Source organism: Bradyrhizobium sp. WYCCWR 12699, from assembly GCF_032144035.1.
Taxonomy (GTDB): domain Bacteria; phylum Pseudomonadota; class Alphaproteobacteria; order Rhizobiales; family Xanthobacteraceae; genus Bradyrhizobium.
In genome coordinates this window covers 411,964-433,430 of record NZ_JAVTJN010000005.1, presented here as the reverse complement: position 1 = coordinate 433,430, position 21,467 = coordinate 411,964, and the positions used below count along the sequence as shown (strand labels likewise).

The window sequence follows — 21,467 nt, the reverse complement described above, 5'->3', positions numbered from 1 at the left end:
AGGCGTCACAACAATCGGGTTGGGATCACGAAATTCATACTCATTTTTTCCACCCGACGCGCTGGGGGCAGGGCGTCGGGTTTTTGAAAATCACTGCCAAATTCAAACCTGCCAGGCGGGGTCAGATGATCCCGCCATCGATGCGCGGCAACTTGCCGGCAACATCGATCCGCCGCGTGATCCCGATTGCCTGCAAGAACGCTTCGTCGTGACTGACGACGAGCAGCGCACCGTCATAGGCCCGCAATCCCGCTTCGACGGCTTCGATGGACTCGAGGTCGAGATGATTGGTCGGCTCGTCCAGGATCAAGAGGGACGGCGGCGTCTGCCCGCCCAGCACGCAAGCGAGCCCCGCGCGAAACATTTGCCCGCCGCTCAAACGTCCGGCGCCTTGCAAGGCGGCATCGGCGCGAAACATGAACCGGGCCAGCGCGGCATGGCACTCGTTCGCACCCGCTGCCGGATTGAGGCGCCGAAAATTGTCCAGGATGGAGAGCCCTGGGTCGAGCAGACTGACCCTCTGGTCGAACAGCGCGAGATCCGGCCTGACCCGTACGACGCCTGAAAGCGGTCGCAGCTCGCCCGCGACGAGTTTCAGCAGTGTCGTCTTGCCGGAGCCGTTGGGCCCGACCAGCGCGACGCGCTCCGGCCCGACGATCGCAAATGAGAGATCGCGCAAGATAGGCTGCTCCGGCAGGTAGCCGGCACTGACGCCGTCGAGCCAGAGCACCTCCCTGCCCGCCGGCAGACCCGTCGCCGGCAGCTTGACGGAAAGCGGCTGAAGGATCTCGACGCGCCGGCGCGCCGCGTCGACGGCCTCGCGCGCGTTTGCGCGCTGCCGCTCGGCGATCTGCGCAGTCTTGCCCCCGGTGTCTTCGCTGCGATCCTTGCGCGCTCCGGCCAGGATGCGCGGCATGTCGCCCTTGGCGCGTTTCTTTCTGCCGCCGCTGTCCTTGCGCGCCTTCTTCTCCGCGCCCTCCTGCGCCTTGCCGTCGATCTCGGACAGCCGCCTCTCGGCATGCGCGAGGTCGTGCCTGACGGCGGCGAGCTCGACGGCTTTCTGTTCGCGAAAGCTGCTCCAATTGCCGCCGTAGCGCGCGGCGCCGAGTGACGTCAGCTCGACAATCGCATCCAGGGTGTCGAGCAGGTCCCGATCGTGGCTGACGACGATCGCACCGCCGCGCCAGGCTGCCAGCAGATCAATTACGGCCTTGCGTCCGTCCTGGTCGAGATTGTTGGTGGGCTCGTCCAGCAGCAGGAAGTCGGGCTCGGCAAAGACCAACGCCGCGAGCCGAACCCTTGTGATCTGGCCGCCGGACAGGGACGACAGCTCGGTGTCGGGAGAGGAAGCGAACCCGAGGCGCGCCAGCGCGGCCTCCAGCCGCGCATCGAGTGTCCAGTCGATCGCAGCGATGTCGTCGGCGGAGGCCTCGCCCCGCTCGGCTCGGCGCTGCAGCTCGAGCGCCGGCCGCACGCCGAACAGATCGGCCACGGTCGCGCTTGCCGGCCATTGCACGTCCTGACGCAGCAGGCCGATGCTGCCGTTGACCAGAACGCGTCCGGACTGAGGAAGGTGCTCCCCTGAGATCGACGCAAGCAGCGTCGTCTTGCCGACGCCATTGCGGCCGACGAGACCGGTCCGCTCGTCCGCAAATGTCAGATCGACGTCGGAGAAAAGAGGACGGCCGTCAGGCGTGGACAGCGACAGGTTCGACAGGATGATGGAAGCAGGCATGGAATTCCCCGTGGGCAAGGCGGATGGGCTTTGCGGTCGGGGTGAAATCCATGGCTGGAACGATCCTGGTTGAGGGAGCCCCTAACTATTCTCTTCGAAGGGCGAGATCAAGGCACGGCGCGAGGAGACGACAGCGCGAGAGGCGCTATCGTCCCTGGTCGCTGTGCCATCAGCCCTTCAGCGCGGTGACCACCACCTCGATCAGCGCGCTGCCGCCGAGATCGGCGACGCCGACGGTGGCGCGGGTCGGCAGATTGTCGCCGAAGAACTCGGTCCAGGCCGCGTCCATCTCCTTCTTCTTGGAGAGATCGGTGACGAAGATCGAGGCGCTGACGACGCGGCTCTTGTCGGTTCCCGCTTCCTTCAGATAGCCGGCGATCTTGCCGAGGATGTTGCGCGTCTGCTCGCCCATCGAGACCGAGGTGTCGTCGGCGATGGTGCCGCCGAGGAAGACGAAGCCATTGGCTTCGACGGCGCGGTGCATGATGGGCGTGCGGATGCTGCGGGTGATGCTCATGATGTTCCTCTTTAGAGCGTGGAAGGATGGAAACGGTCGATGCCAAGATCGCCAATGCGGGTCTGGGTGCCGCCGTTGACGATCAGCTCCGCCATCACGGCGCCAGCGCCGGGGCCAAGCTGGAAGCCGTGCAGCGAGAAGCCGAACTGGTGATAGAGGCCCTTGTGACGGCTGCTCGGACCGAACACCGGAATGTCGTCCTTCATCTTGGCCTCGATGCCGGCCCAGGCGCGGACGATGGTGGCGCTGCGCATCACCGGGAACAGCTCGAACACGGTGCGGGCGCTGGTCGCGAGGCTCTTCCAGTCCAGCACCGTCTCGTTGCGATCCTGATAGGGCGTCGCCAGATGACCACCGCCGATCAGCACGGTGCCGTTCTTGAATTGCTTGAAGGAGAGCTTTCGCCCCCGCAGGATCACGACGGGATCGATGAAGTGCGGCACGCGCGAGGTGATCATCAGCATCGGTGCCACGGTCTCGACCGGAACGGGCTCGCCGAGATCAGCCGCGATCTTGCCGGCCCAGGCGCCGGCGGCATTGACGAGCACCGGCGCGGCAAATGTCTCAGGGCCGACATCGACATGCCAGAGGCCGTCGTCATAGCGGATGTTGCCGGCGGCCATGCCTTCGCGCACGGTCGCACCCAGCTGCTCGGCCTTGCGACGGAACGCCGTTGTCGCCTGCGCCGGATTGGCCGCGCCGTCGCGGCGCGACACGACGCCGCCAGGGCAGGTTTCGGCGACTGCCGGCACGAGACTCCGGAGTTCAGCAGCGTCGATCAGCTCTTCATGGGTGAAGCCGAGCGCGTTGAGCTCGGCGACACGCGCGCGGCAGACCGCGAGCTCCTCCTCGTTCTCCGCGACCAGCACCTGGCCGTAGCTTTCAAAGCTGCAATCGTCGTCGACGAGATCCGAAATCTTCTCCCAGATTCCCATCGAGCGGATCGAGAGCGGGATCTCGGGAATGTGCCGCGCGAGCTGGCGCACGCCGCCGGCGTTGACGCCGGAGGCATGGCGGCCGGCATAGTCCTTCTCGATCAGCACCGGCTTCAGCCCGGCGAGGCAGAGATGCAGCGCGGTCGAGCATCCGTGGATGCCGCCACCAATGACGATCGCATCCACATTTCGAGTCATCCGCGCACCACCGCCTTGATATCGTCTTCGCTCTTCGGGACGGCGGCGAGCTCGGCGAGCGTGATCGGCTTCACCGGCGCTCGCAGGCGGTAATAGCCGATCTCCTGCGGCGTCTTCCCGCGCGCCTGCGCCATCAGCTCCGTGACGGTGAGACCGCAGAGACGGCCCTGGCACGGGCCCATGCCGGTGCGGCGATAGGCTTTTAGCTGATTGGGCCCGGTCGCGCCGATCGCGACGGAATCGAGCACGTCCTTTGCCGTCACCTCTTCGCAGCGACAGACGATCGTGTCGCCCGAGGGGATCCGGAATTGCGGCGCGGGGCGGAACAGCGTGTCGAGGAAGACGCGGCCGCGTTCCGCCTTGGCGAGATCGGAACGGAGCGTTGCCATCGGCGCAAGCTTCGCGGCAGACGCAGGGGCCAGCGCCTCGACCGCCGCGCGCGCGGCGATGCGGCCGCGCACAACGGCCGCATTGGCGCCGCCGATGCCGGCGCCGTCGCCGGCGATCGCGATGCCGGCAACCGACGAATTGCCGCTCGCATCGAGCACCGGCGACCAGCACAGTTGCAGATTGTCCCAGCGGTGCTCGACGCCGGCCGCCATCGCCAGATTGACATTGGGCACGACGCCCTGATGCAGCAAGAGCAGATCGGCGGCAATGGTCTCGCGCTTGCCGCCCGCGACATAGCTCACGCTCGCGAGCTGGCCGTCGCCGGCCGCCGCAAGCTCGGTGACGCCGGAGACGACCTGCACCTTCGCCTTCACCTCGCGCATCATCGACAGGCCCTTGGCGAAATAGGGCGAGGTCAGGAAAGCAAAGGCATGCGGCAGCGCCGCGAAATAATTGCCGCGCTCGGTGGTGTCGAGGATGCGGTCGATGCGGCCGCCGAGCCGCAGGATCTGCGCGGTGAGCAGCCAGAGCAGCGGGCCCTGCCCCGCGATCACCGTGCGGCCGTCGGGCACGAGCGCCGAGGATTTCAGCATGGTCTGCGCTGCGCCGGCGGTCATCACGCCCGGCAAGGTCCAGCCGGGAATCGGGAACGGCCGCTCCAACGCACCGGTCGCGAGGATCACGCGCTTCGCCCTAACGAAGGCGGAGGCGCCGCCGATCGAAACCGCGATGTCGAGATTGCGATCGAGGCTCCAGACGGTCGCGCGATGGATCACCTCGGTGCTGCCAGCGCGCAGCGACTGCACGAGATCGGCACCGACCCAATAGTCCTCGCCGAGCTGCTTGCGATCAGTCACCGGCGTCGAGGCGATGGCGCGAAACACCTGCCCGCCAGGACCGGCATTCTCGTCGAGCAGCAGCGTCGCGAGGCCGGCTTCGGCAGAGGTTGCCGCGGCGGCGAGGCCCGCAGGTCCCGCGCCGATCACCACGACGTCGTAGTCTTCGCGCTTGGGAGCCACAGTCATTTTCCGATCTCCCGCTTGCCCTTCTGGATTTCGACCTGCATGCCCTCCGCGACGGGCACAAGACAGCCCTGGCGGTTGCCGACACCGTCGATGGTGACGAGACAGTCGAAGCACACGCCCATCATGCAATAGGGCAGGCGCGGCGCGCCGCTTACCGCCGTCGAGCGCCGTGCGTCGACGCCGGAGGCCAGCAGCGCGGCAGAGACGGTGTCGCCCTGGCGTGCCGCGACGGCGACGCCGTCGACGAAGATTTGCACGGCCGGCCGTTTGTCCTGTTCGGATCGTCTGAACATCCTGGCTTCCTCAATATCTCTAGTAGCCGCTGTTGTTCGCCGCGCCGGCGGCGCCGAAACGGCTCGCCGAGAACGCGCCGACCAGCTCGGGCTCGAGCGCGCCCTGCACGACCATGCGCGCGATCTCGAAGGCGTGGTTGGACGCGAGCGTCACGCCGGAATGGCAGCAGGCGACGAAGGCGCCGGGATGCGTCTCCGACTGGTCGTAGATCGGAAAGCCGTCCTGCGGCATGACGCGGATGCCGGCCCAGCTTCGGACGACGTTGAGCCGCGACAGATGCGGAAACATGCGCTGCGCACGATCGGCCATGACGCCGCTGATCGAGGGCTTCAGGGTGCGATCATCGAGCTCATCCTCCTTGCTGTCGCCGATCATCACCGTGCCCTCGTCGGTCTGGCGGATCGTGGTCAAGGGATGCGGCAGGAACGGCATGGTGCGCTCGGTCACCACGACCTGGCCGCGGGTTGGACCCATCGGTGCATAGAGGCCGACCATCGGCGCGAGCGTCTGGTTGGCGTTGCCGGCAGCAAGCACGATCTTGGCGGCGCGGAGTTCGCCCTTTGGCGTGGTCAGGCGGAATTCGCCGCCGCTCTTGCTGATCGCCGAGACCGGCCGCTCCGGAAAGTAGTCGATGCCGAACGCCTTGAACCCTGTATGGAAAGCCCGGAACGTGCGCAGCGAATTGACGTGGCCGTCGAGCGGACAATAGCTGCCGCCGGACACTTCGGGCCCGATCAGCGGCAGCGCCTTCTTCACGTCCGAGGGCCGCAGCATCTCCATCTTGTAGTCGGCCGCGCCGGCCTGGTTGTGCATCCGCTTGACGAGCTCGGCGCGCTGGCCGAATTCGTCCTCGCCAAGGGTGAGATGAAAGCCGCCGTTCTGCTGGAGGGCGACGTCGAGCCCGGTCTGCTGCTTCAGCTCGGACGCCAGCCGGCCCCACGCCTGCGAGGCCTGCACCGTCCACACCGTATAGGCGGGCATGCCGAGCCCCTTGCTCTGCACCCAGACCAGCGCAAAGTTCGCGCGCGAGGCGCGCTTGGTGATGTCGCCTTCGTCGAGCACGGCCACCTTCTTGCCGAGGCGGCCGAGGCCCCAGGCAATGGCGGAGCCGAGCAATCCGCCGCCGACGACGGCGACGTCATAGTCTCCTGACATGGGTTTCTCCTATCGCCCGGTGTCGCCGCCCTTGCCGGCGAGCACGCGGTCGAGCCCGTAGAAGCGGTCGAGCAGAATGAGGGCGGTCATGGTTACAGCGATCACGCAGGCCGAGACCGACGTCACCAGCGGATCGATGTTGTCCTGGATGTAAAGGAACATGCGCACCGGCAACGTCTCGGTGCCGGGCGCGGCGAGGAAGACGGTCATGGTGAGATCGTCGAAGGACTGGATGAAGGCGAGCGCCCAGCCGCTGATGACGCCGGGCAGGATCAGCGGCAGCGTCACCCGGCGAAACAGCGTCCAGCCGCCGGCGCCGAGCGAGACCGCCGCCATCTCCACCGTGCGGTCCATGCCGGTCGCCGCCGCCAGCGTCAGCCGCAGCGCGAACGGAAACACGATGATGACATGCGCGATGATCAGCGCGGCGAAACTGCCGCCGAGGCCGGCCGAGGTGAAGAAGCGCAGGAAGGCGATGCCGAGCACGACATGCGGGATCATCAGCGGCGACAGGAACAGCGCGGCGAGCGCATCACGGCCGCGGAAGCGATAGCGCGCGATCGCCAGTGCCGCCGGCACCGCGAACAGCAGCGCGACGAAGGACGAGAGCGCGCCGAGGCCGAGACTGACCCAGAAGGCGTGAATGAATTCGGGATAGTTCGCGATGGTCCTGAACCAGCGCAGCGAGAAGCCATTGGTCGGCAGTGACAGAAAACCTTCGGGCGTGAAGGCGACCAGGCAGACCACCAGGATCGGCGCCACCATGACGATGACGAAGATGGTGTGGAAGATCAGCGCGAGCGGGCCGTTCCGTCTCATCGGAACACCTCCGCATAACGCCGCTCGATCAGGGCGTTGCTGCCGACCACGATCAGCACCAGCGCGACCAGCAGCAGCGTGGCGACCGCCGCCCCGAGCGGCCAGTTCAGGGTGTTGAGGAACTCGTCATAGGCCAGCGTCGCCGCAACCTTGAGCCGGCGACCGCCGATGATCGCGGGGGTCGCAAAGGCGCTGGCCGAGAGCGAGAACACGATGATCGCGCCCGACAGCACGCCCGGCATGATCTGCGGCATGATGATGCGGCGGATGATGGTCGCGGGCCCCGCGCCGAGCGACATCGCGGCGTTCTCGATCTGCGGATCGAGCCGCTGCAGCGCCGCCCACACCGAGAGCACCATGAACGGCATCATCACATGCGCGAGAGCGATCACCATGCCGGTTTCGGTGAACATGAAGGGAATGGGGGAGCGCATCACGCCCAGCGACATCAGGAGCTTGTTGACGAGCCCGTTGTTGCCGCCGAACAGCAGCGCCCAGCCGAGCGTGCGCGCCACCACGGAGATCAAGAGCGGCCCGAGAATGACCAGCAGGAAGAAGCTCTTCCAGCGGCCGCTCATGCGATTGAGGATGTAGGCTTCGGGTGCGCCAAGCAGCGCGGTGAGCAGCGTGGTCAGGATCGCGATGCGAAAGGTTCGCCAGAACATCTCGGCGTAATAGGGATCGGTCGCGATCTCGTGCCAGTTCTTCAGGATGAAAACCGGCTCGATGCCCTTGTACTGGCCCCAATCGTGGAACGACAGCATCACCGTCATCGCCAGCGGAATCAGCAGCACGCCGACGAACAGCATCAGGGCGGGCGCCGTCAGCGCCCATGGCGCGCGTACGCTGCGCTCCTCGGCGGCCATGCTCATGCCGCAGTCCTCGCGCGCACGCTCATGTCCTCGGGGCGCCAGGTCAGGCGAACGGCGTCGCCTTCGGCCGGTTGCGCCGTGCCGTCGTTCTGGCGGATCACGATCGCCGGGCCGCACTCGCTCTCGCACTGGAATAGCCAGTGATTGCCCTGGAAAATGCGCGTGATGATCTTTGCACCGAGCCCTGTATCACCGAAACCGATCCGCTCAGGGCGAATGCTGACAGTCACGGGGCCACTGAGCCCGGCGGGCGCCGGCGCGCTCCAGGAGCCCGCCACCAGCTGCGCGGGCGCCGAGGTCCGGTCGATCGTGCCGGCGAAATCATTGGTCTTGCCGAGGAATTGCGAGACGAAGGCCGAGGCCGGCCTTTCATACGTTTCCTGCGGCGTGCCGATCTGCTCGATCTTGCCCTGGCTCATCACCACGATGCGGTCGGACAGCGACATCGCCTCGTTCTGGTCATGCGTGACCAGGATCGTTGTGGTGCCGATGGTGCGCTGAATCTGGCGCAGTTCGATCTGCATCTCCTCGCGCAGCTTGGCATCGAGGTTCGACAAGGGCTCGTCGAGCAGCAGCACGCTCGGCTTGATCACCAGCGCGCGCGCCAGCGCCACGCGCTGCTGCTGCCCGCCCGACATGCGGCGGGGATGACGGTCCTCAAAGCCGGCAAGGCCGACCATCGCGAGCGCGGCGCGGACACGTTCAGCCCTATCAGCCCGCGGCACGTTGCGCATCTCGAGGCCGAACGCGACGTTCTCGGCCGCCGTCATGTGCGGAAACAGCGCGTAGCTCTGGAACACGATGCCGAGGCCGCGCTTGGCCGGATGGATCGCGGTCAGGTCCTTGCCCTCCAGGCGGATCGCGCCGCGTGAGGGATCGAGGAAGCCCGCGATCATCTGCAACGTCGTGGTCTTGCCGCAGCCGGAGGGGCCGAGGAAGGAGATGAATTCCCCCTTCCCCACCGACAGGCTGAAGTCGTCGACCACGGTCTGCGCGCCGAACTGTTTTGCGACCCGGTCGAGCTCGAGATAAGCCATGCGCTGTCTCCGCGAACGCTCAGATCAGCGCTCGACCTCGCGATTCCAGCGCTTGGTCCACTCCTCGCGCTTCTCGTTGATGACGGTCCAGTCCGGGTTGTAGAGCTTCGCCGCACGCTCGCCGATCGGCGCCATCTTGCCGAGCTCGGGCGGGATCGCCAGCGATTTCAGCACGGGGCCGTAGCCGTAATCCTTCAGCATCACGAGCTGGACTTTTGGGTCGAGCAGCATCTTGACGAAGCTTGCCGCCAGCGGCGAGGCATTGGGCTTGGCGATCGGGCACGCCGTGGTCAGCAGCGTCGCCGCGCCTTCCTTCGGATAGACGAAGTCGACGGGGAAGCCGGTATTGGCAAAGCTCTGCACACGGCCGGTGCCCCACACCGCGATCACGGCCTGGCCGGACTGGAACAGCTCGGTCATCTTGCCCGGCGACGGCTCATAGGCGAGCACGTTCGGATTGATCTGTTCCTTGAATATCTTGAAGCCGGAATCGACGTTGGTCTCGCCGCCGCCGTTCATCTTCGACAACATCACCAGCGCTTCGAGACCGTAAGTGTTGTTGATCGGCGGGATCACGAGCTGCTTGGCGTATTTCGTGTCCTTCAGATCGTTCCAGGAGGTCGGCGCCGCCCAGCCTTTCTCCTTGAACACCTTGGTGTTGTACATCAGGCCGGTCGCGACGATGCCGATGGCGACGGCACGATCATCCTTGAAGCGCGCGGTGTCGTAGAGATCCGCCGGCAGGCCGTCGAGCTTGCCGCAGAAGCCGAGCTGGATCGCCTGGTACATCGGGCCGTCATCGACGATGGCGACGTCGATCTGCTGGTTGCCCTTCTGCGCCTGGAGTTTTGCCAGCGTATCGGTGGAGTTGCCGGCGACGTATTCGACCTTGACGCCGTTCTCCTTCTCGAAGGCCGGGATCACCTCGTCGCGGATCGTCTTCTCGAACGAGCCGCCATAGCCGGCGACGTAGAGAGTCTTTTGCTGGGCCGAGGCGGCTGATGGGGCCGCGATGAGCGCTGCGATGCTGACCGCGGTCAGAAGGCGAAAAGTTGTCATGTGGACCGATCTCCATACCGGAATGAGGTGACGTGCCGACAAATCTCCGGCTGGGGCGCCTTCCGCATTTCCTTCCGCGCAAATCCCTCTCGGATCAGGGCTCCGGCCCCTGTTCGGCGGGTCTGGCGCGATTTGGAGGTCAAAACCCCTCCAATCTGCCGAAAAAGCGGGCTGGCTCCAGCTCTGATGAAAAAGATCGCAGACCTTTACTTCCATCGTCCAATGAATAATGGCACCCTCTGCATGCCGAAATGTTATGATTGGATGACGAGATGGCGCGGATCAATTCACGGCAGGTCGAGGCCTTCCGCGCGATGATGCTGACCGGCAGCGTCACGGAGGCTGCGAAGCTGATGGTGGTGACGCAGCCGGCGGTGAGCCGGTTGCTGCGCGACCTCCAGGCCCTGCTGAAGATGGAGCTGTTCGAGCGGCGCGGCACTGGCCTGGTGCCGACCGCGGCGGCGATGGCGCTCTATACCGAGGTCGAGCGCTCCTTCGTCGGTCTCGAACGCATCACCGCCGCCGCCGAGGAGATTCGCGGCCGCCGCACCGGCTCGCTGCGCATCGCCGCGCTGCCGGCGCTGGCGAACGGCTATTTGCCGCGCCTCGCAGGGCACTTCCTGCAGGAGCGGCCGAACCTCAACCTCGCGTTCTTCGGCGTGATCTCGCCAATCGTGGTCGACTGGGTCCTGAACAACCAATGCGACATCGGCTTTGCCGAGGTGCCGATTGCCCATTCCGGCCTGCCAAGCCTGCGACTGCCGGCGCCTGCGCGCGTCGCGGTGCTGCCGACGGGCCATCGCCTCGCGGAGAAGGAAGTCCTGGAGCCCAGCGATTTCGAAGGCGAGACCTTCATCTCGCTGTCGGCGGGATCATCGAGCCGGCATCTCGTCGACCAGGTCTTCAATCGCCATGAAGTCCGCCGCGTGCTCAGGGTCGAGACCACCTTGTCGGAGATCATGTGCGGCATGGTGTCGTCAGGGCTCGGCGTTGCGATCTGCGACCCCTTCACCGCGCGGGAATTTTCCACCCGCGGCGTGGTCGCGCGTCGCTTCCTGCCGCGCATCGACTTCGAATTCTCCGCCGTCTTCCCGGCGCAGCGCAGCCCGTCGCCGGTGGCGCTGGATCTCGTCGAGACCATGCGCAAGGCGCTCGAGGAGTTCGAGGACCAGACGGCAAGCCAGCTTGCAGGCGGTTGACGTGGACGCCATTGGTGCAGTGTTATAGCTACGCAACCGACGCAGGGCACATGGCACGCATCACCATCATCGAGACCGGCCTCGTTCCCAAGGAATATCGCGAGCGTCACGGCTCGTTTCCCGACATGTTCGAGCGCATGGTCCGCGCCGAGGATCCGGCGGCCACGGTAGACGTCGTCAGCATCCCGAATGGCGACGCGCTTCCCGATCCGGGCAAGCTCGACGCCGTCCTGATCACCGGGGCCGCTGCCGGCGTCTATGACGGCCTCGACTGGATCGCGCCGCTGGAAGATTTCGTGCGCACGGCCTATGCCAACAAGACGCCGATGGTCGGCGTCTGTTTCGGTCATCAGCTGATCGCACAGGCGCTCGGCGGCACCGTGCGCAAGTCGGAGAAGGGCTGGGGCATCGGCCGGCACGTCTATCAGGTGCTGCCGGAGAACGGCGTCGTCGACGGCGACGCGGTCGCCATCGCCGCCTCGCATCAGGACCAGGTGATCGAGCCCCCGGACGATGCGCTGACGATTTTGTCGTCGGAGTTCACCCCGCATGCCGGCCTGCTCTACGCCAACGGCACGACGCTGACCGTGCAGCCGCATCCGGAGTTCGACGTGGCCTTTGCGCAAGTGTGCTGCGATCTGCGGGACGGCAAGGCGCCGGATGCGGTGGTCGCAACAGCGCGGGCATCGTTGGCGGAGCCGATGGACAGTGCGAAGCTCGGTGGCGCGATTACGCGGTTCTTGGCGCGGCGCGTGGCGCCTTAGGCGCGGCACTCGCGAACTTCAGAACGGGTCCGTCCCCAACCCCGCCACGTCCGCCGGCCGCGGCCCCGGCGCGGCCCAGTGAAAGCGGCGATCCTTCTCGGCGATCATGATGTCGTTGATCGAGGCCTCGCGGCGCTTCATCAGGCCGTGTTCGTCGAACTCCCATTGCTCGTTGCCATAGGAGCGATACCACTGGCCGCTTGCATCGTGCCATTCGTACTGGAAGCGCACGGCGATGCGGTTCTCGTCGAAGGCCCAGAGATCCTTGATGAGGCGATAGTCGTGCTCCTTCTCCCATTTGCGCGTGAGGAAGGCGACGATCGCCTCGCGGCCCTGAAAGACCTCGGAGCGATTGCGCCAGCGGCTGTCCTCGGTATAGGCGAGCGAGACACGGACCGGATCGCGTGAATTCCAGGCGTCCTCCGCCATGCGCGCCTTCTGCGCGGCGGTCTCACGGGTAAAGGGTGGAAGCGGCGGGCGCGACATGGTGGCCTCATCGGTTTGGCGGGAGCGGCAATCTACGCCTGCATGCCGCGGAGTCGAGAGGCCATCCCCTATTGAGCGATCAGGAAATCACATCAGCCTTCATCAGCGTGCGGATCGATTTGGGGATCGGCTGGGCGCGTCCGCCGCTGATGAAGGCGACGCGGACCTCGGCTTTCACCAAAACGTCCTCACCGCGCCGCACCTCCTGCGCGAGCACGATGGAGGCGCCCTTCACCGCAACCGGCCAGGTCACGACGTCGAGCACATCGTCCATCCGCGCAGGCTTGAGAAAATCCAGATGCATCGAGCGCACCACGAAGGCGAAGCCCGTGCCTTCCGTCTCCGCCTGCTCGAACAGAGCCTGCTGCTCGGCGCCCATCAAGCGCAAATGATTGGTGCGTCCACGCTCCATGTAGCGCAGATAATTGGCGTGGTAGACGATGCCGGAAAAATCCGTGTCCTCGTAGTAGACGCGCACCTGCATGTGGTGGCGGCCGTCGCGGATCTCGCCGTCGAGATGGGCAGTCACGTCGCGAGCCTCTTTGCTTGTCGATATCAGCCCGTTTTGCGCAAAAACCGCCGCCCGCGCAAGCGGGTCAGGACACAACCGACATAGCCCGCCCCAGCGTCACCTCGACGATCTCGGGCGGCACGCCGACGCGGACCGGCATGATGCTGCAACCGAGACCGCCGGAGACGATGAGATCGCATTTCAGGCGGAAATGGCCATAGGCGAGCCGCATACCGTTCTTGGGCGAGACGGCAGGCGACCAGCCAAGCAGGCGGACCTGGCCGCCATGGGTATGGCCGGACAGTTGCAACGCGACGCGCGCAGGTACCAGCGGTGCAATGTTGGGCTCGTGCGCGAGCAGGATGATTGGCGCATCGTCGGTGACTTTCGCCAGCGTGCCCGCGAGATCGTCGGCGCCGAAGCGCCCGGTGCTGCGAAAGCGCCGCGCCGGCAGGAAGGCCAGCTGATCGCCGAGCCCGGCGAGCCAGAACGGGCGGCCGTCCTTGGAAAGGCGCACGACATCGTTCTCGTAGACGGGGATGCCGGCCGCCTCCAGCGCCCGATGCGCGATGGTCGGCCCGTGTCCCGCCCGCTGCACGGTCTTGTCGTCCCAATAATCGTGATTGCCCATCACGGCATGGACGCCGAGCGGCGCCTTCAGGCCGGCCAGCACCCTCGCCCATTCGCGCGACGGAATGAAGCGCGTGACGTGATGGAGGCCGGCGACATAGTCGCCGAGCAACACGATGAGATCGGGTTTCAACGCGTTGGTGCGTTCGACGATGCCCTCGATCCGTTCCAGCGACATCCAGGGATTGCAGGCATGGATGTCGGCGATGGCGGCGATCTTCAACGAAAGATCCGCCGGCCATTGCCGCGGCTTGGGATGATAGCGGGTGACGCGGAGCCGCAGCACCGGCTCGATGCCGACGCCGTAGGCGGCGGTCGAGACGCTGAGGGCGGACAGCCCGCCGATGGAACGGATGAAATGACGGCGCGTGATCATGAAAACCCGATCGGAATGCGCTCTTTTGATGCGGTCCGAATGGAGCGGAATTGGGGTGCGCTCGTGCAGATCGTCTGCACGAGATCACCAGAAGTTCATGAAAGGAGCGCGCCGTTTGCGCAGATCAGTCGTCGCTCTCGTCGGTGCCGAACAGGCCGAACTGTGCCGCCGCATCGCGCGAGGGCTCGGCGATGCCGAGATGGCGGAAGGCGTGCGAGGTGAGCAGGCGGCCGCGCGGGGTGCGCTGGAGGTAGCCGCACTGGATCAGATACGGCTCGATGATGTCCTCGATCGCATCGCGCGGCTCGGACAATGCCGCGGCCATGGTCTCGACGCCGACCGGTCCGCCGCCATAGTTCATCGCGATGGTGGTGAGATAGCGGCGATCCATGGCGTCGAGACCCGCAGCGTCGACCTCGAGCGCGCTCAGCGCGTGATCGGCGATCTTGCGATCGATCTTGTCGGCATCGGCAGCGGAAGCAAAATCGCGCACGCGACGGAGCAGGCGCCCGGCGATGCGCGGCGTGCCGCGGGCGCGGCGCGCGATCTCGTTGGCGCCGTCAGCGCTCATGCCGACATTGAGCACGCGCGCGCCGCGGCTGACGATGCTTTCCAATTCCTCGATGGTGTAGAAATTCAGGCGGACCGGAATGCCGAAGCGATCGCGCAAGGGATTGGTGAGCAGGCCTGCGCGCGTCGTGGCGCCGACCAGCGTGAATTTCGACAGCTCGATCTTCACCGAGCGCGCTGCCGGACCTTCGCCGATGATGAGGTCGAGCTGAAAGTCCTCCATCGCGGGATAGAGCACCTCTTCCACCGCCGGGCTGAGGCGATGGATCTCGTCGATGAACAGCACGTCGCGCTCTTCGAGATTGGTCAGCAGCGCGGCGAGGTCGCCGGCTTTGGCGATGACGGGTCCCGAAGTGGCGCGAAAGCCGACGCCGAGCTCCTTCGCCACGATCTGCGCCAGTGTGGTCTTGCCGAGGCCGGGCGGGCCGACGAACAGCACGTGATCGAGCGCCTCGCCGCGCTTGCGCGCAGCCTCGATGAAGATCGAGAGATTCTTGCGCGCCTGCTGCTGGCCGACGAAATCGGACAGCGATTGCGGACGCAGCGCGGTGTCGCCGACATCGTCGCTGCGGCGCTCGGGCGAAACCATGCGGCTGGCCTTGGGATCGCTCACTTCGCGAGCTCCTTCAGGCCAAGGCGAATGAGCTGCGCCGTCTCGGCATTCTCACCGGCGCTGCGCGAGGCAGATGCAATCGCAGCGGCCGCCTGCGGCTGGCCATAGCCGAGATTGACCAGCGCGGAGATCGCATCCGCGACCGGGCGTGGGGCTCGTTGATCGTCGACCGCGCCTGCGAGATGCACGACGGCAGGATCGACATTGGCGAAGGCCGGCGCCTTGTCCTTCAACTCGGTGACGATGCGCTCGGCGACCTTGGGGCCGACGCCGGGCGTGCGCGCCACCGCCGCCTTGTCGCGCAGCGCGATCGCATTGGCGAGATCGGAAGGCGCCAGCGTGCCGAGCACGGCGAGCGCGACCTTGGCGCCGACGCCCTGCACGGTCTGCAGCAGGCGAAACCATTCGCGCTCCTGGTCGGTGCGGAAGCCGAACAGTTTGATTTGATCCTCGCGGACATAGGTCTCGATCGACAGCACGGCGGCTTCGCCCGGCGAGGGCAGATGCTGCAAGGTGCGCGAGGAGCAATGCACCTGATAGCCGACACCGCCGACGTCGAGGATGACGAAGTCTTCGCCGTAGGAATCGATCAGGCCCTTGAGCTTGCCGATCATAGGCTCGCCACCTTCAGCCGCAGCGCGGTGCTCTGGCGGTGATGGGCATGGGTGATGGCGATGGCGAGCGCATCGGCGGCGTCTGCCGACGGCGGATCGGCCTTGGGCAGAAGGATCTTCAGCATCATCGCGATCTGGGCCTTCTCGGCGTGCCCGGCGCCGACGACGGTTTTCTTGACCTGGTTGGGCGCGTATTCGGCGACAGAGATGCCGAACATTGCGGGCGCCAGCATGGCGACGCCGCGAGCCTGGCCGAGCTTCAGCGTCGCAACGCCGTCCTTGTTGACGAAGGTCTGCTCGACCGCGGCTTCCATCGGCTGGTGGTTCGAAAGCACGGCCGCCAGCCCTTCATGGATCGCGAGCAGCCGGCTCGCCAGCGGCAGGTCGTTCGGCGGTTCCACCGAGCCGCAAGCCACATAGATCAGGCGGTTGCCGTCAGCCTCGATCACGCCCCAGCCGGTGCGGCGCAGGCCGGGGTCGATGCCGATGATGCGGACGGGTTGGCGAATCGGGAGCGCGGTCATGGGCCAGTGATAGCGGCTGGCCGATGATAGCGAAACAGAAACAGAACAGAAGTAACAGGGGAAGTGGCCCGTGCCCCGGGCGGGACGCAGCGCGAAGCGGTGCGGCGCTGAACCGGGGCCCATATCGGCACCGATGCCTGCGGGACGATGGGTCCCGGCTCTGCGCAGCGGCGTTTCACGCTGCGGCGCGTCCGGGACACGAGCGGCCTCAGCCGCCCATCTTCGCAACAAGCGCGTCCGACACCTCGAAATTGGCGTAGACCTGCTGGACGTCGTCGTGCTCGTTGAGCAGATCCATCAGCTTCAAGAGCTTCTCGCCGGTCTCGTCATCGACTGCGACCGTGTTCTGCGGCTTCCAGATCAGCGCGGCCTTGCGCGGCTCGCCGAATTTGGCCTCCAGCGCCTTGGCGACGTCGCGATAGCCTTCGGTCGAGGCGTAGATCTCGTGGCCACTTTCGCCGGAGACCACATCGTCGGCGCCGGCCTCGATCGCGGCATCCAGCACGGCGTCGTCGGAGGCGACGCTGCGGTCGTATTCGATGATGCCGGTGCGGTCGAACATGAAGGACACCGAGCCGGTTTCGCCGAGATTGCCGCCCGACTTGGTGAAGAAGGAGCGGATGTCGGAGGCGGCGCGGTTGCGGTTGTCGGTCAGCGCCTCGACGATGACGGCAACGCCGCCGGGGCCGTAGCCCTCGTAGCGGATCTCGTCATAGTTTTCGCCCTCGTTACCGAGCGCCTTCTTGACGGCACGCTCGATATTGTCCTTCGGCATGTTCTCCTGGCGCGCCGCGATGATAGCCGCACGCAGGCGCGGGTTCATGGCCGGATCGGGCGTGCCGAGCTTGGCTGCGACGGTGATTTCCCGCGCCAGCTTGCCGAACAGCTTCGACTTCTGGGCATCCTGCCGCCCCTTGCGGTGCATGATGTTCTTGAATTGGGAATGTCCGGCCATGCGTGGTCTCTTGGAAAGTCGTCAGCCAAAGGTGAGCGTGGGAAGCGCGGCCTTATAGGCCGCCACCCCACCGGAATCAAAGGGATCTGGGCCTCTGAGGTAGCACTGTAAAGGTAGCCCCCGTAATGGACGGTGCCTAGAGGTGAGGCACCGTTAACCCTGATTTCATTCCGGACTGCGAAAATAGCGCCCGACCTTATCCCGACGAGAGAGAGCTGATGGCGTTCGGACTATTTCGAAAGCGCCTGCCGGACCAGGCCGCGCCTGCGGCCGCCCCGGCGGCTCTGCAGCCGGCGGCCCATTCCGAGCCCGCTGCCGTGGCCGAAACTGATTCGGCACGGGAAATCCTGGAGCTTTTGGAACTCGAGCTCGGCGCCATGATCCGCCAGCTCGAACGCGCCGCCAATTCCGTGGCCGGCGGCGCCGAAGCGACCGCGGCGACGCTTGCCGCCATCCGCGACCGCACCGATGCCCTGACCGGCCGCACCAACGCCGCGCAATCGACCGCATCCACCTTCGCCCATGCCGCCGACAAATTCACCCAATCCGCCCTGGGAATCGGAGCGCAGGTTCGCGAGGCCGGCAAGCTCGCCGACGAGGCAAGCGCCGCGGCACAGGAAGCCCGCGCCAATGTCGATCGCCTGCGCGAATCCTCAGCCGCCATCGGCAACGTCGTCAATCTGATCGCGCAGATCGCGCGGCAGACGACGCTGCTCGCGCTCAACTCGACGATCGAGGCCGCGCGCGCGGGCGCGGCCGGCAAGGGCTTCGCGGTCGTCGCCACCGAGGTCAAGGCCCTCGCGGTGCAGACGCAAGGCGCGACCGAAGAGATCACCAAGAAGATCGACGCATTGCAGCGCGACGCCGCCGGCTCCGCGGATGCCGTGCACCGCATCTCGCAGGCGATCGAGGCGATCCGCCCGGTGTTCGAGACCGTCAACGGCGCGGTCGCCGAACAGAACGCCACCACCAGCGAAGTCTCCGGCAATGCCGCGAGCGCCTCGGAGTTCATCGTCTCGGTCGGCGAGAGCGCGGCCGAGATCGATGCCGCGACGAAGGCTGCCGAGAGCCATGGCGAGAACGTCGCCAGTGCCGGCAAAGCCGTCACCACCTTCGCGCAAAAGCTGAAGTCGCGCTGCGCCGTGCTGCTGCGCCAGAGCGAGCACGACGATCGCCGCAAGACCGAACGGCTGCCCTGCCATCTCAAGCTCGAGAGCGCGCGCAGCGTGATGCCGGTCTATGAGATCTCGATGGACGGCGTGCTGATCGGCGGCGCTGACGCCGGCCGGCTCGCACCGCAAGCGATGATCGAAGGCACGCTCGAAGACGTCGGCGCCTGCCGGCTGCGCGTGATCGAGCAGTCCAAGGCCGGCGCCCGCGCACAGTTCGCCAGCCCCAATGCCGAGCTCCGCGAAAAGATCGAGGACAAGCTCTGGTCGATCCACGAGGAGAACACCGAGTTCGTCACCCGCGCCATGGAGGCGGGCAACGCGCTGACCAATATCTTCGAGCAGGCGGTGGCACGCGGCGAGGTCAAGATCGACGACCTCTTCGACACCGACTATGCCGAGATCGCCGGGACCAATCCGCAGCAATACCGCACGAAATATCTCGACTGGGCCGACCGGGCGCTGCCGCCATTCCAGGAAACCTTTCTGGCGAAGGACCAGCGCATGGCCTTCTGCGCCATGGTCGACCGCAACGGCTTCCTGCCGGTGCACAACAAGATCTATTCGCATCCGCAGCGGCCGGGCGACGTTGCCCAGAACACGGCCAACAGCCGCAACCGCCGAATATTCAACGATCCGGCGGGGTTGGCTGCCGCGCGCAACCTGCGATCGTACCTGGTCCAAAGCTATGCGCGCGACATGGGCAACGGGAACACGGTGATGATGCGCGAGATCGACGTCCCGATCCGCGTGCAGGGCCGGCACTGGGGTGGATTCCGTACCGCCTACAAGCTGTAGTGCACGCTCAGGCAAGACGCCTGCCGCGAATCATCCTCTAAAGTCGCGACTGGAATGGGAATGCCGCCGTGAGCCGGGTTGCGGCTCTGACTGGAGGACTCATCGAACATGTCCGTCGTACAACTTGCCGTCATGGACACCGGCTCCAACCGCACGCTTGCCGAACGGCTGATTGATCAGCTCGCCGACCGCATCGGCGGTCTCGGCGTGGAGCTCGCCGATATTGCCGGCAACGTCCAGGAAGTCGCAAGCCGCGTCGCGAACCAGTCCGACCGGTTCCACCACCTCCAGAGCACGGCCGAGACGATGGTCTCGGCCAATCACGACATCGCCAATGCATCGCAGGCCGTACAGACGACCACGTCCGCGGCGGTCGGTGAGATCGCGCAGTCCCGCAGCGCCGTCGACACCGCGGTCAGTCACATCTCCGAGCTCGTCGCAGCGGTGGAGCGGATCGAGGCGCGCCTTAGCGCCGTCGGCTCGGCGCTTGCGCAGGTGGCGAAGGTGTCCGGCTCGATCGAGGCGATCGCCAAACAGACCAATCTGCTCGCGCTGAACGCGACCATCGAGGCCGCCCGCGCCGGCAATGCCGGCCGCGGCTTCGCGGTGGTCGCAAGCGAAGTGAAGAACCTCGCCGAAGCCACCCGCCAGGCCACGCACCAGATCTCCGACACCGTTCGCGACCTCGATGGTCAGATCGAAGGCCTGATCGGCGAAAGCAGCGACGCCTCGCAACGTGCCAAGACCGCCGGCGAAGGCGCCCAGCAGATCTCCAGCATCATCTCGCGCGTCCAGCAGGGATTTGCGTCGGTCGAAGCGGAGATCGGCAGCGTCACGCGCGCGGCGACCTCCAATCTCGGACATTGCGACACCGTCATCAGCGAGCTCAACGAGCTCGCCAAGGGCGTCGACCTCTCCTCGCGCGACCTCAAGAACGCCGACGAGCGCGTGGCCAAGCTGCTCGACACGTCCGAAGGACTGATCGCGCTGATCGCCGACAGCGGCGTCGAGACGTCGGACACGCCGCTGATCCGAATCGTGGTCGACACCGCGAAGCGGATCACGGCCGAGTTCGAAGCCGCCATCGATCGCGGCGACATCACGCTGGACCAGCTCCTCGACGAGACCTATCGCGAAATTCCCGGCACAGATCCGAAGCAGTACCTCACCAACTACGTCGAATTCACCGACCGCGTGCTGCCCGCGATCCAGGACCCGATCCAGAAATCGGATCCGCGCATCGTCTATTGCGTCGCCTGGGCGCGGGATGGCTATCTGCCGACCCACAATCCGAACTACCGCCTGCCGCAGGGCAAGGACCCCGTCTGGAATAACGCCAACTGCCGCAACCGCCGCCTGTTCAACGACCGCACGGTGAAGAAGGTCGCGGGCAATACCAAGCCGTTCCTGCTCCAGACCTACCGGCGCGACATGGGCGGCGGACAGTTCGTGCTGATGAAGGATCTTTCGTCGCCGATCGTGATCCGCGGCAAGCACTGGGGCGCCTTCCGGATGGGATTTAGGCAGGGCTGACGGCCGGCGCTTCCGCGTCCCAACTCAAAAGTTCGAAAACAACCCCATGCACAGTAGCCGGGGCGTGCGGAATCAATGGCTTACGCCGGCAGGCCACGACGCGTTTTGACGCGTCGGGCAGAACAGGAGCGTGAGGCTCCTGTTCTGAAAGACCATCGTCTCGTTGCCGCCCTCTCCGGGAGAATAGAGCTGCTCTGCCCGTCAACGACCCCCGCCGCGACCAACGTCGCACAGATCGTGATTCCGGCATCAAGCGACATACGCCCGACGGCGCGCTCTCGATGCCGCCGTTCGGCAATTCATACACCGACGACGAGATCGCGGCGGTGGCGAATTACGTGACGGCGCGGTTCGGCGCGAAAGGCTCGAAGCTGACGGCGAGGGATGTCGCGGGGTTGCGGCAGCAGACGGCGGAGTAAATCTCGCCGCGATGACCACGCGCCTTCCCCTGTGGGAGAAGGTAGCGAGGAGAGCGCTATAGATATCAGACAGTTGGTGTTTCGAAGTCCCTGTAAGGTCCCGGCCAGCTGCCTGCAGGACGGGTGCGTCAGCCCAGCCCTTTCCGCGACTCACTTCCTATTCGCTTTCGATCCAGTTTTGCTTCCCGCACTCGCAGGTGAACATGCGGACGGTATGCCCTGTTCGCGGGACTAGAAAGGTGGTGATGAACTTGGGTTGCCTCCCGCACT

General features: G+C 65.9%; 21 protein-coding genes and 1 pseudogene. 5 read left to right on the top strand and 17 right to left on the bottom strand.

The annotated features are described in order from the left end of the window. Positions 1–121 precede the first annotated feature (121 nt). The 10 genes from RPS27_RS06750 to RPS27_RS06705 form a co-directional block, all read right to left on the bottom strand. A complete protein-coding gene (locus tag RPS27_RS06750; protein WP_211415933.1) occupies positions 122–1,735 on the bottom strand; it encodes an ABC-F family ATP-binding cassette domain-containing protein in 1,614 nt (537 codons plus the stop codon). A gap of 169 nt (positions 1,736–1,904) precedes the next feature. After that, positions 1,905–2,252, bottom strand: a complete 348-nt coding sequence (locus tag RPS27_RS06745; protein ID WP_018317734.1) for a RidA family protein — start codon at positions 2,250–2,252, stop codon at positions 1,905–1,907. A gap of 11 nt (positions 2,253–2,263) precedes the next feature. Further along, entirely contained in the window at positions 2,264–3,385 is a 1,122-nt protein-coding gene (locus RPS27_RS06740) for an FAD-binding oxidoreductase (protein WP_212069496.1), read from the bottom strand. Next, positions 3,382–4,800 (bottom strand): NAD(P)/FAD-dependent oxidoreductase, encoded by a 1,419-nt coding sequence (locus tag RPS27_RS06735; RefSeq protein ID WP_211415931.1) that lies wholly within the window; start codon positions 4,798–4,800, stop codon positions 3,382–3,384. Before RPS27_RS06735 ends, RPS27_RS06740 begins: the two co-directional genes overlap by 4 nt. Continuing rightward, entirely contained in the window at positions 4,797–5,093 is a 297-nt protein-coding gene (locus tag RPS27_RS06730; protein WP_194404377.1) for a (2Fe-2S)-binding protein, read from the bottom strand. The genes RPS27_RS06735 and RPS27_RS06730 overlap by 4 nt, the downstream gene beginning before the upstream one ends. A 19-nt stretch (positions 5,094–5,112) precedes the next feature. Continuing rightward, on the bottom strand, positions 5,113–6,249 hold the full coding sequence (locus RPS27_RS06725; protein ID WP_211415929.1) for an NAD(P)/FAD-dependent oxidoreductase: 1,137 nt from the start codon (positions 6,247–6,249) through the stop codon (positions 5,113–5,115). Positions 6,250–6,258: 9 nt separating this feature from the next. Beyond that, on the bottom strand, positions 6,259–7,068 hold the full coding sequence (locus RPS27_RS06720) for an ABC transporter permease (RefSeq protein WP_212069494.1): 810 nt from the start codon (positions 7,066–7,068) through the stop codon (positions 6,259–6,261). Further along, complete coding sequence (locus RPS27_RS06715) at positions 7,065–7,940, bottom strand: ABC transporter permease (protein WP_211415927.1); 876 nt, start codon at positions 7,938–7,940, stop codon at positions 7,065–7,067. The genes RPS27_RS06720 and RPS27_RS06715 overlap by 4 nt, the downstream gene beginning before the upstream one ends. Beyond that, positions 7,937–8,977 (bottom strand): ABC transporter ATP-binding protein, encoded by a 1,041-nt coding sequence (locus RPS27_RS06710; RefSeq protein ID WP_212069492.1) that lies wholly within the window; start codon positions 8,975–8,977, stop codon positions 7,937–7,939. The genes RPS27_RS06715 and RPS27_RS06710 overlap by 4 nt, the downstream gene beginning before the upstream one ends. 24 nt (positions 8,978–9,001) lie before the next feature. Continuing rightward, on the bottom strand, positions 9,002–10,036 hold the full coding sequence (locus RPS27_RS06705; RefSeq protein WP_211415925.1) for an ABC transporter substrate-binding protein: 1,035 nt from the start codon (positions 10,034–10,036) through the stop codon (positions 9,002–9,004). Positions 10,037–10,308: 272 nt separating this feature from the next. On the opposite strand from RPS27_RS06705, the gene RPS27_RS06700 reads away from it, so the two are divergent. Then, complete coding sequence (locus tag RPS27_RS06700) at positions 10,309–11,235, top strand: LysR substrate-binding domain-containing protein (protein ID WP_063203811.1); 927 nt, start codon at positions 10,309–10,311, stop codon at positions 11,233–11,235. 50 nt (positions 11,236–11,285) lie between these two features. After that, positions 11,286–11,999 (top strand): type 1 glutamine amidotransferase, encoded by a 714-nt coding sequence (locus RPS27_RS06695; protein WP_212069490.1) that lies wholly within the window; start codon positions 11,286–11,288, stop codon positions 11,997–11,999. 18 nt (positions 12,000–12,017) lie between these two features. Here the strand turns inward: RPS27_RS06695 and RPS27_RS06690 are convergent, their stop codons facing one another. The 7 genes from RPS27_RS06690 to RPS27_RS06660 all read right to left on the bottom strand — a co-directional run bounded on the left by RPS27_RS06690 (position 12,018) and on the right by RPS27_RS06660 (position 17,278). Continuing rightward, positions 12,018–12,485, bottom strand: coding sequence for a nuclear transport factor 2 family protein (locus tag RPS27_RS06690; protein WP_259216374.1), 468 nt, complete (start codon positions 12,483–12,485; stop codon positions 12,018–12,020). Positions 12,486–12,564: 79 nt separating this feature from the next. Beyond that, positions 12,565–13,014 (bottom strand): tol-pal system-associated acyl-CoA thioesterase, encoded by a 450-nt coding sequence (ybgC, locus tag RPS27_RS06685; protein WP_211415922.1) that lies wholly within the window; start codon positions 13,012–13,014, stop codon positions 12,565–12,567. Positions 13,015–13,081: 67 nt separating this feature from the next. After that, complete coding sequence (locus tag RPS27_RS06680; RefSeq protein ID WP_212069488.1) at positions 13,082–14,002, bottom strand: metallophosphoesterase; 921 nt, start codon at positions 14,000–14,002, stop codon at positions 13,082–13,084. A gap of 124 nt (positions 14,003–14,126) precedes the next feature. Continuing rightward, a complete protein-coding gene (gene ruvB, locus RPS27_RS06675; protein ID WP_177237050.1) occupies positions 14,127–15,161 on the bottom strand; it encodes a Holliday junction branch migration DNA helicase RuvB in 1,035 nt (344 codons plus the stop codon). Between the two features lie 20 nt (positions 15,162–15,181). Next, a complete protein-coding gene (gene ruvA, locus RPS27_RS06670) occupies positions 15,182–15,799 on the bottom strand; it encodes a Holliday junction branch migration protein RuvA (RefSeq protein WP_194404391.1) in 618 nt (205 codons plus the stop codon). Then, positions 15,796–16,323 carry a crossover junction endodeoxyribonuclease RuvC gene (gene ruvC, locus RPS27_RS06665; RefSeq protein ID WP_194404392.1) on the bottom strand — a complete coding sequence of 176 codons (528 nt, stop codon included), beginning with the start codon at positions 16,321–16,323 and terminating at the stop codon, positions 15,796–15,798. The genes ruvA and ruvC overlap by 4 nt, the downstream gene beginning before the upstream one ends. Before the next feature lie 208 nt (positions 16,324–16,531). After that, entirely contained in the window at positions 16,532–17,278 is a 747-nt protein-coding gene (locus RPS27_RS06660; protein ID WP_212067912.1) for a YebC/PmpR family DNA-binding transcriptional regulator, read from the bottom strand. A gap of 218 nt (positions 17,279–17,496) precedes the next feature. Here RPS27_RS06660 and RPS27_RS06655 point away from each other — a divergent pair, with 218 nt between their 5' ends. The 3 genes and pseudogenes from RPS27_RS06655 to RPS27_RS06645 form a co-directional block, all read left to right on the top strand. Beyond that, positions 17,497–19,245: a methyl-accepting chemotaxis protein gene (locus tag RPS27_RS06655; RefSeq protein WP_313753933.1), complete on the top strand. Its 1,749-nt coding sequence runs from the start codon at positions 17,497–17,499 to the stop codon at positions 19,243–19,245. A gap of 108 nt (positions 19,246–19,353) precedes the next feature. Next, positions 19,354–20,778, top strand: a complete 1,425-nt coding sequence (locus RPS27_RS06650; protein ID WP_211415918.1) for a methyl-accepting chemotaxis protein — start codon at positions 19,354–19,356, stop codon at positions 20,776–20,778. A 210-nt stretch (positions 20,779–20,988) separates the two neighbouring features. Continuing rightward, positions 20,989–21,197: pseudogene (locus RPS27_RS06645) on the top strand (c-type cytochrome); the annotation flags it as partial. Positions 21,198–21,467 lie beyond the last annotated feature (270 nt).

Bases quoted from the DNA above. Each gene is read 5' to 3' on its own strand.
- RPS27_RS06680 (WP_212069488.1), bottom strand. From the start codon at position 14,002: ATGATCACGCGCCGTCATTTCATCCGTTCCATCGGCGGGCTGTCCGCC.
- RPS27_RS06690 (WP_259216374.1), bottom strand. From the start codon at position 12,485: ATGTCGCGCCCGCCGCTTCCACCCTTTACCCGTGAGACCGCCGCGCAG.
- RPS27_RS06715 (WP_211415927.1), bottom strand. From the start codon at position 7,940: ATGAGCATGGCCGCCGAGGAGCGCAGCGTACGCGCGCCATGGGCGCTG.
- RPS27_RS06655 (WP_313753933.1), top strand. From the start codon at position 17,497: ATGGCGTTCGGACTATTTCGAAAGCGCCTGCCGGACCAGGCCGCGCCT.
- RPS27_RS06720 (WP_212069494.1), bottom strand. From the start codon at position 7,068: ATGAGACGGAACGGCCCGCTCGCGCTGATCTTCCACACCATCTTCGTC.
- RPS27_RS06695 (WP_212069490.1), top strand. From the start codon at position 11,286: ATGGCACGCATCACCATCATCGAGACCGGCCTCGTTCCCAAGGAATAT.
- RPS27_RS06725 (WP_211415929.1), bottom strand. From the start codon at position 6,249: ATGTCAGGAGACTATGACGTCGCCGTCGTCGGCGGCGGATTGCTCGGC.
- RPS27_RS06730 (WP_194404377.1), bottom strand. From the start codon at position 5,093: ATGTTCAGACGATCCGAACAGGACAAACGGCCGGCCGTGCAAATCTTC.
- RPS27_RS06705 (WP_211415925.1), bottom strand. From the start codon at position 10,036: ATGACAACTTTTCGCCTTCTGACCGCGGTCAGCATCGCAGCGCTCATC.
- RPS27_RS06750 (WP_211415933.1), bottom strand. From the start codon at position 1,735: ATGCCTGCTTCCATCATCCTGTCGAACCTGTCGCTGTCCACGCCTGAC.
- ruvA (WP_194404391.1), bottom strand. From the start codon at position 15,799: ATGATCGGCAAGCTCAAGGGCCTGATCGATTCCTACGGCGAAGACTTC.
- RPS27_RS06650 (WP_211415918.1), top strand. From the start codon at position 19,354: ATGTCCGTCGTACAACTTGCCGTCATGGACACCGGCTCCAACCGCACG.
- RPS27_RS06735 (WP_211415931.1), bottom strand. From the start codon at position 4,800: ATGACTGTGGCTCCCAAGCGCGAAGACTACGACGTCGTGGTGATCGGC.
- RPS27_RS06660 (WP_212067912.1), bottom strand. From the start codon at position 17,278: ATGGCCGGACATTCCCAATTCAAGAACATCATGCACCGCAAGGGGCGG.
- RPS27_RS06745 (WP_018317734.1), bottom strand. From the start codon at position 2,252: ATGAGCATCACCCGCAGCATCCGCACGCCCATCATGCACCGCGCCGTC.
- ruvB (WP_177237050.1), bottom strand. From the start codon at position 15,161: ATGGTTTCGCCCGAGCGCCGCAGCGACGATGTCGGCGACACCGCGCTG.
- ruvC (WP_194404392.1), bottom strand. From the start codon at position 16,323: ATGACCGCGCTCCCGATTCGCCAACCCGTCCGCATCATCGGCATCGAC.
- RPS27_RS06710 (WP_212069492.1), bottom strand. From the start codon at position 8,977: ATGGCTTATCTCGAGCTCGACCGGGTCGCAAAACAGTTCGGCGCGCAG.
- RPS27_RS06700 (WP_063203811.1), top strand. From the start codon at position 10,309: ATGGCGCGGATCAATTCACGGCAGGTCGAGGCCTTCCGCGCGATGATG.
- RPS27_RS06740 (WP_212069496.1), bottom strand. From the start codon at position 3,385: ATGACTCGAAATGTGGATGCGATCGTCATTGGTGGCGGCATCCACGGA.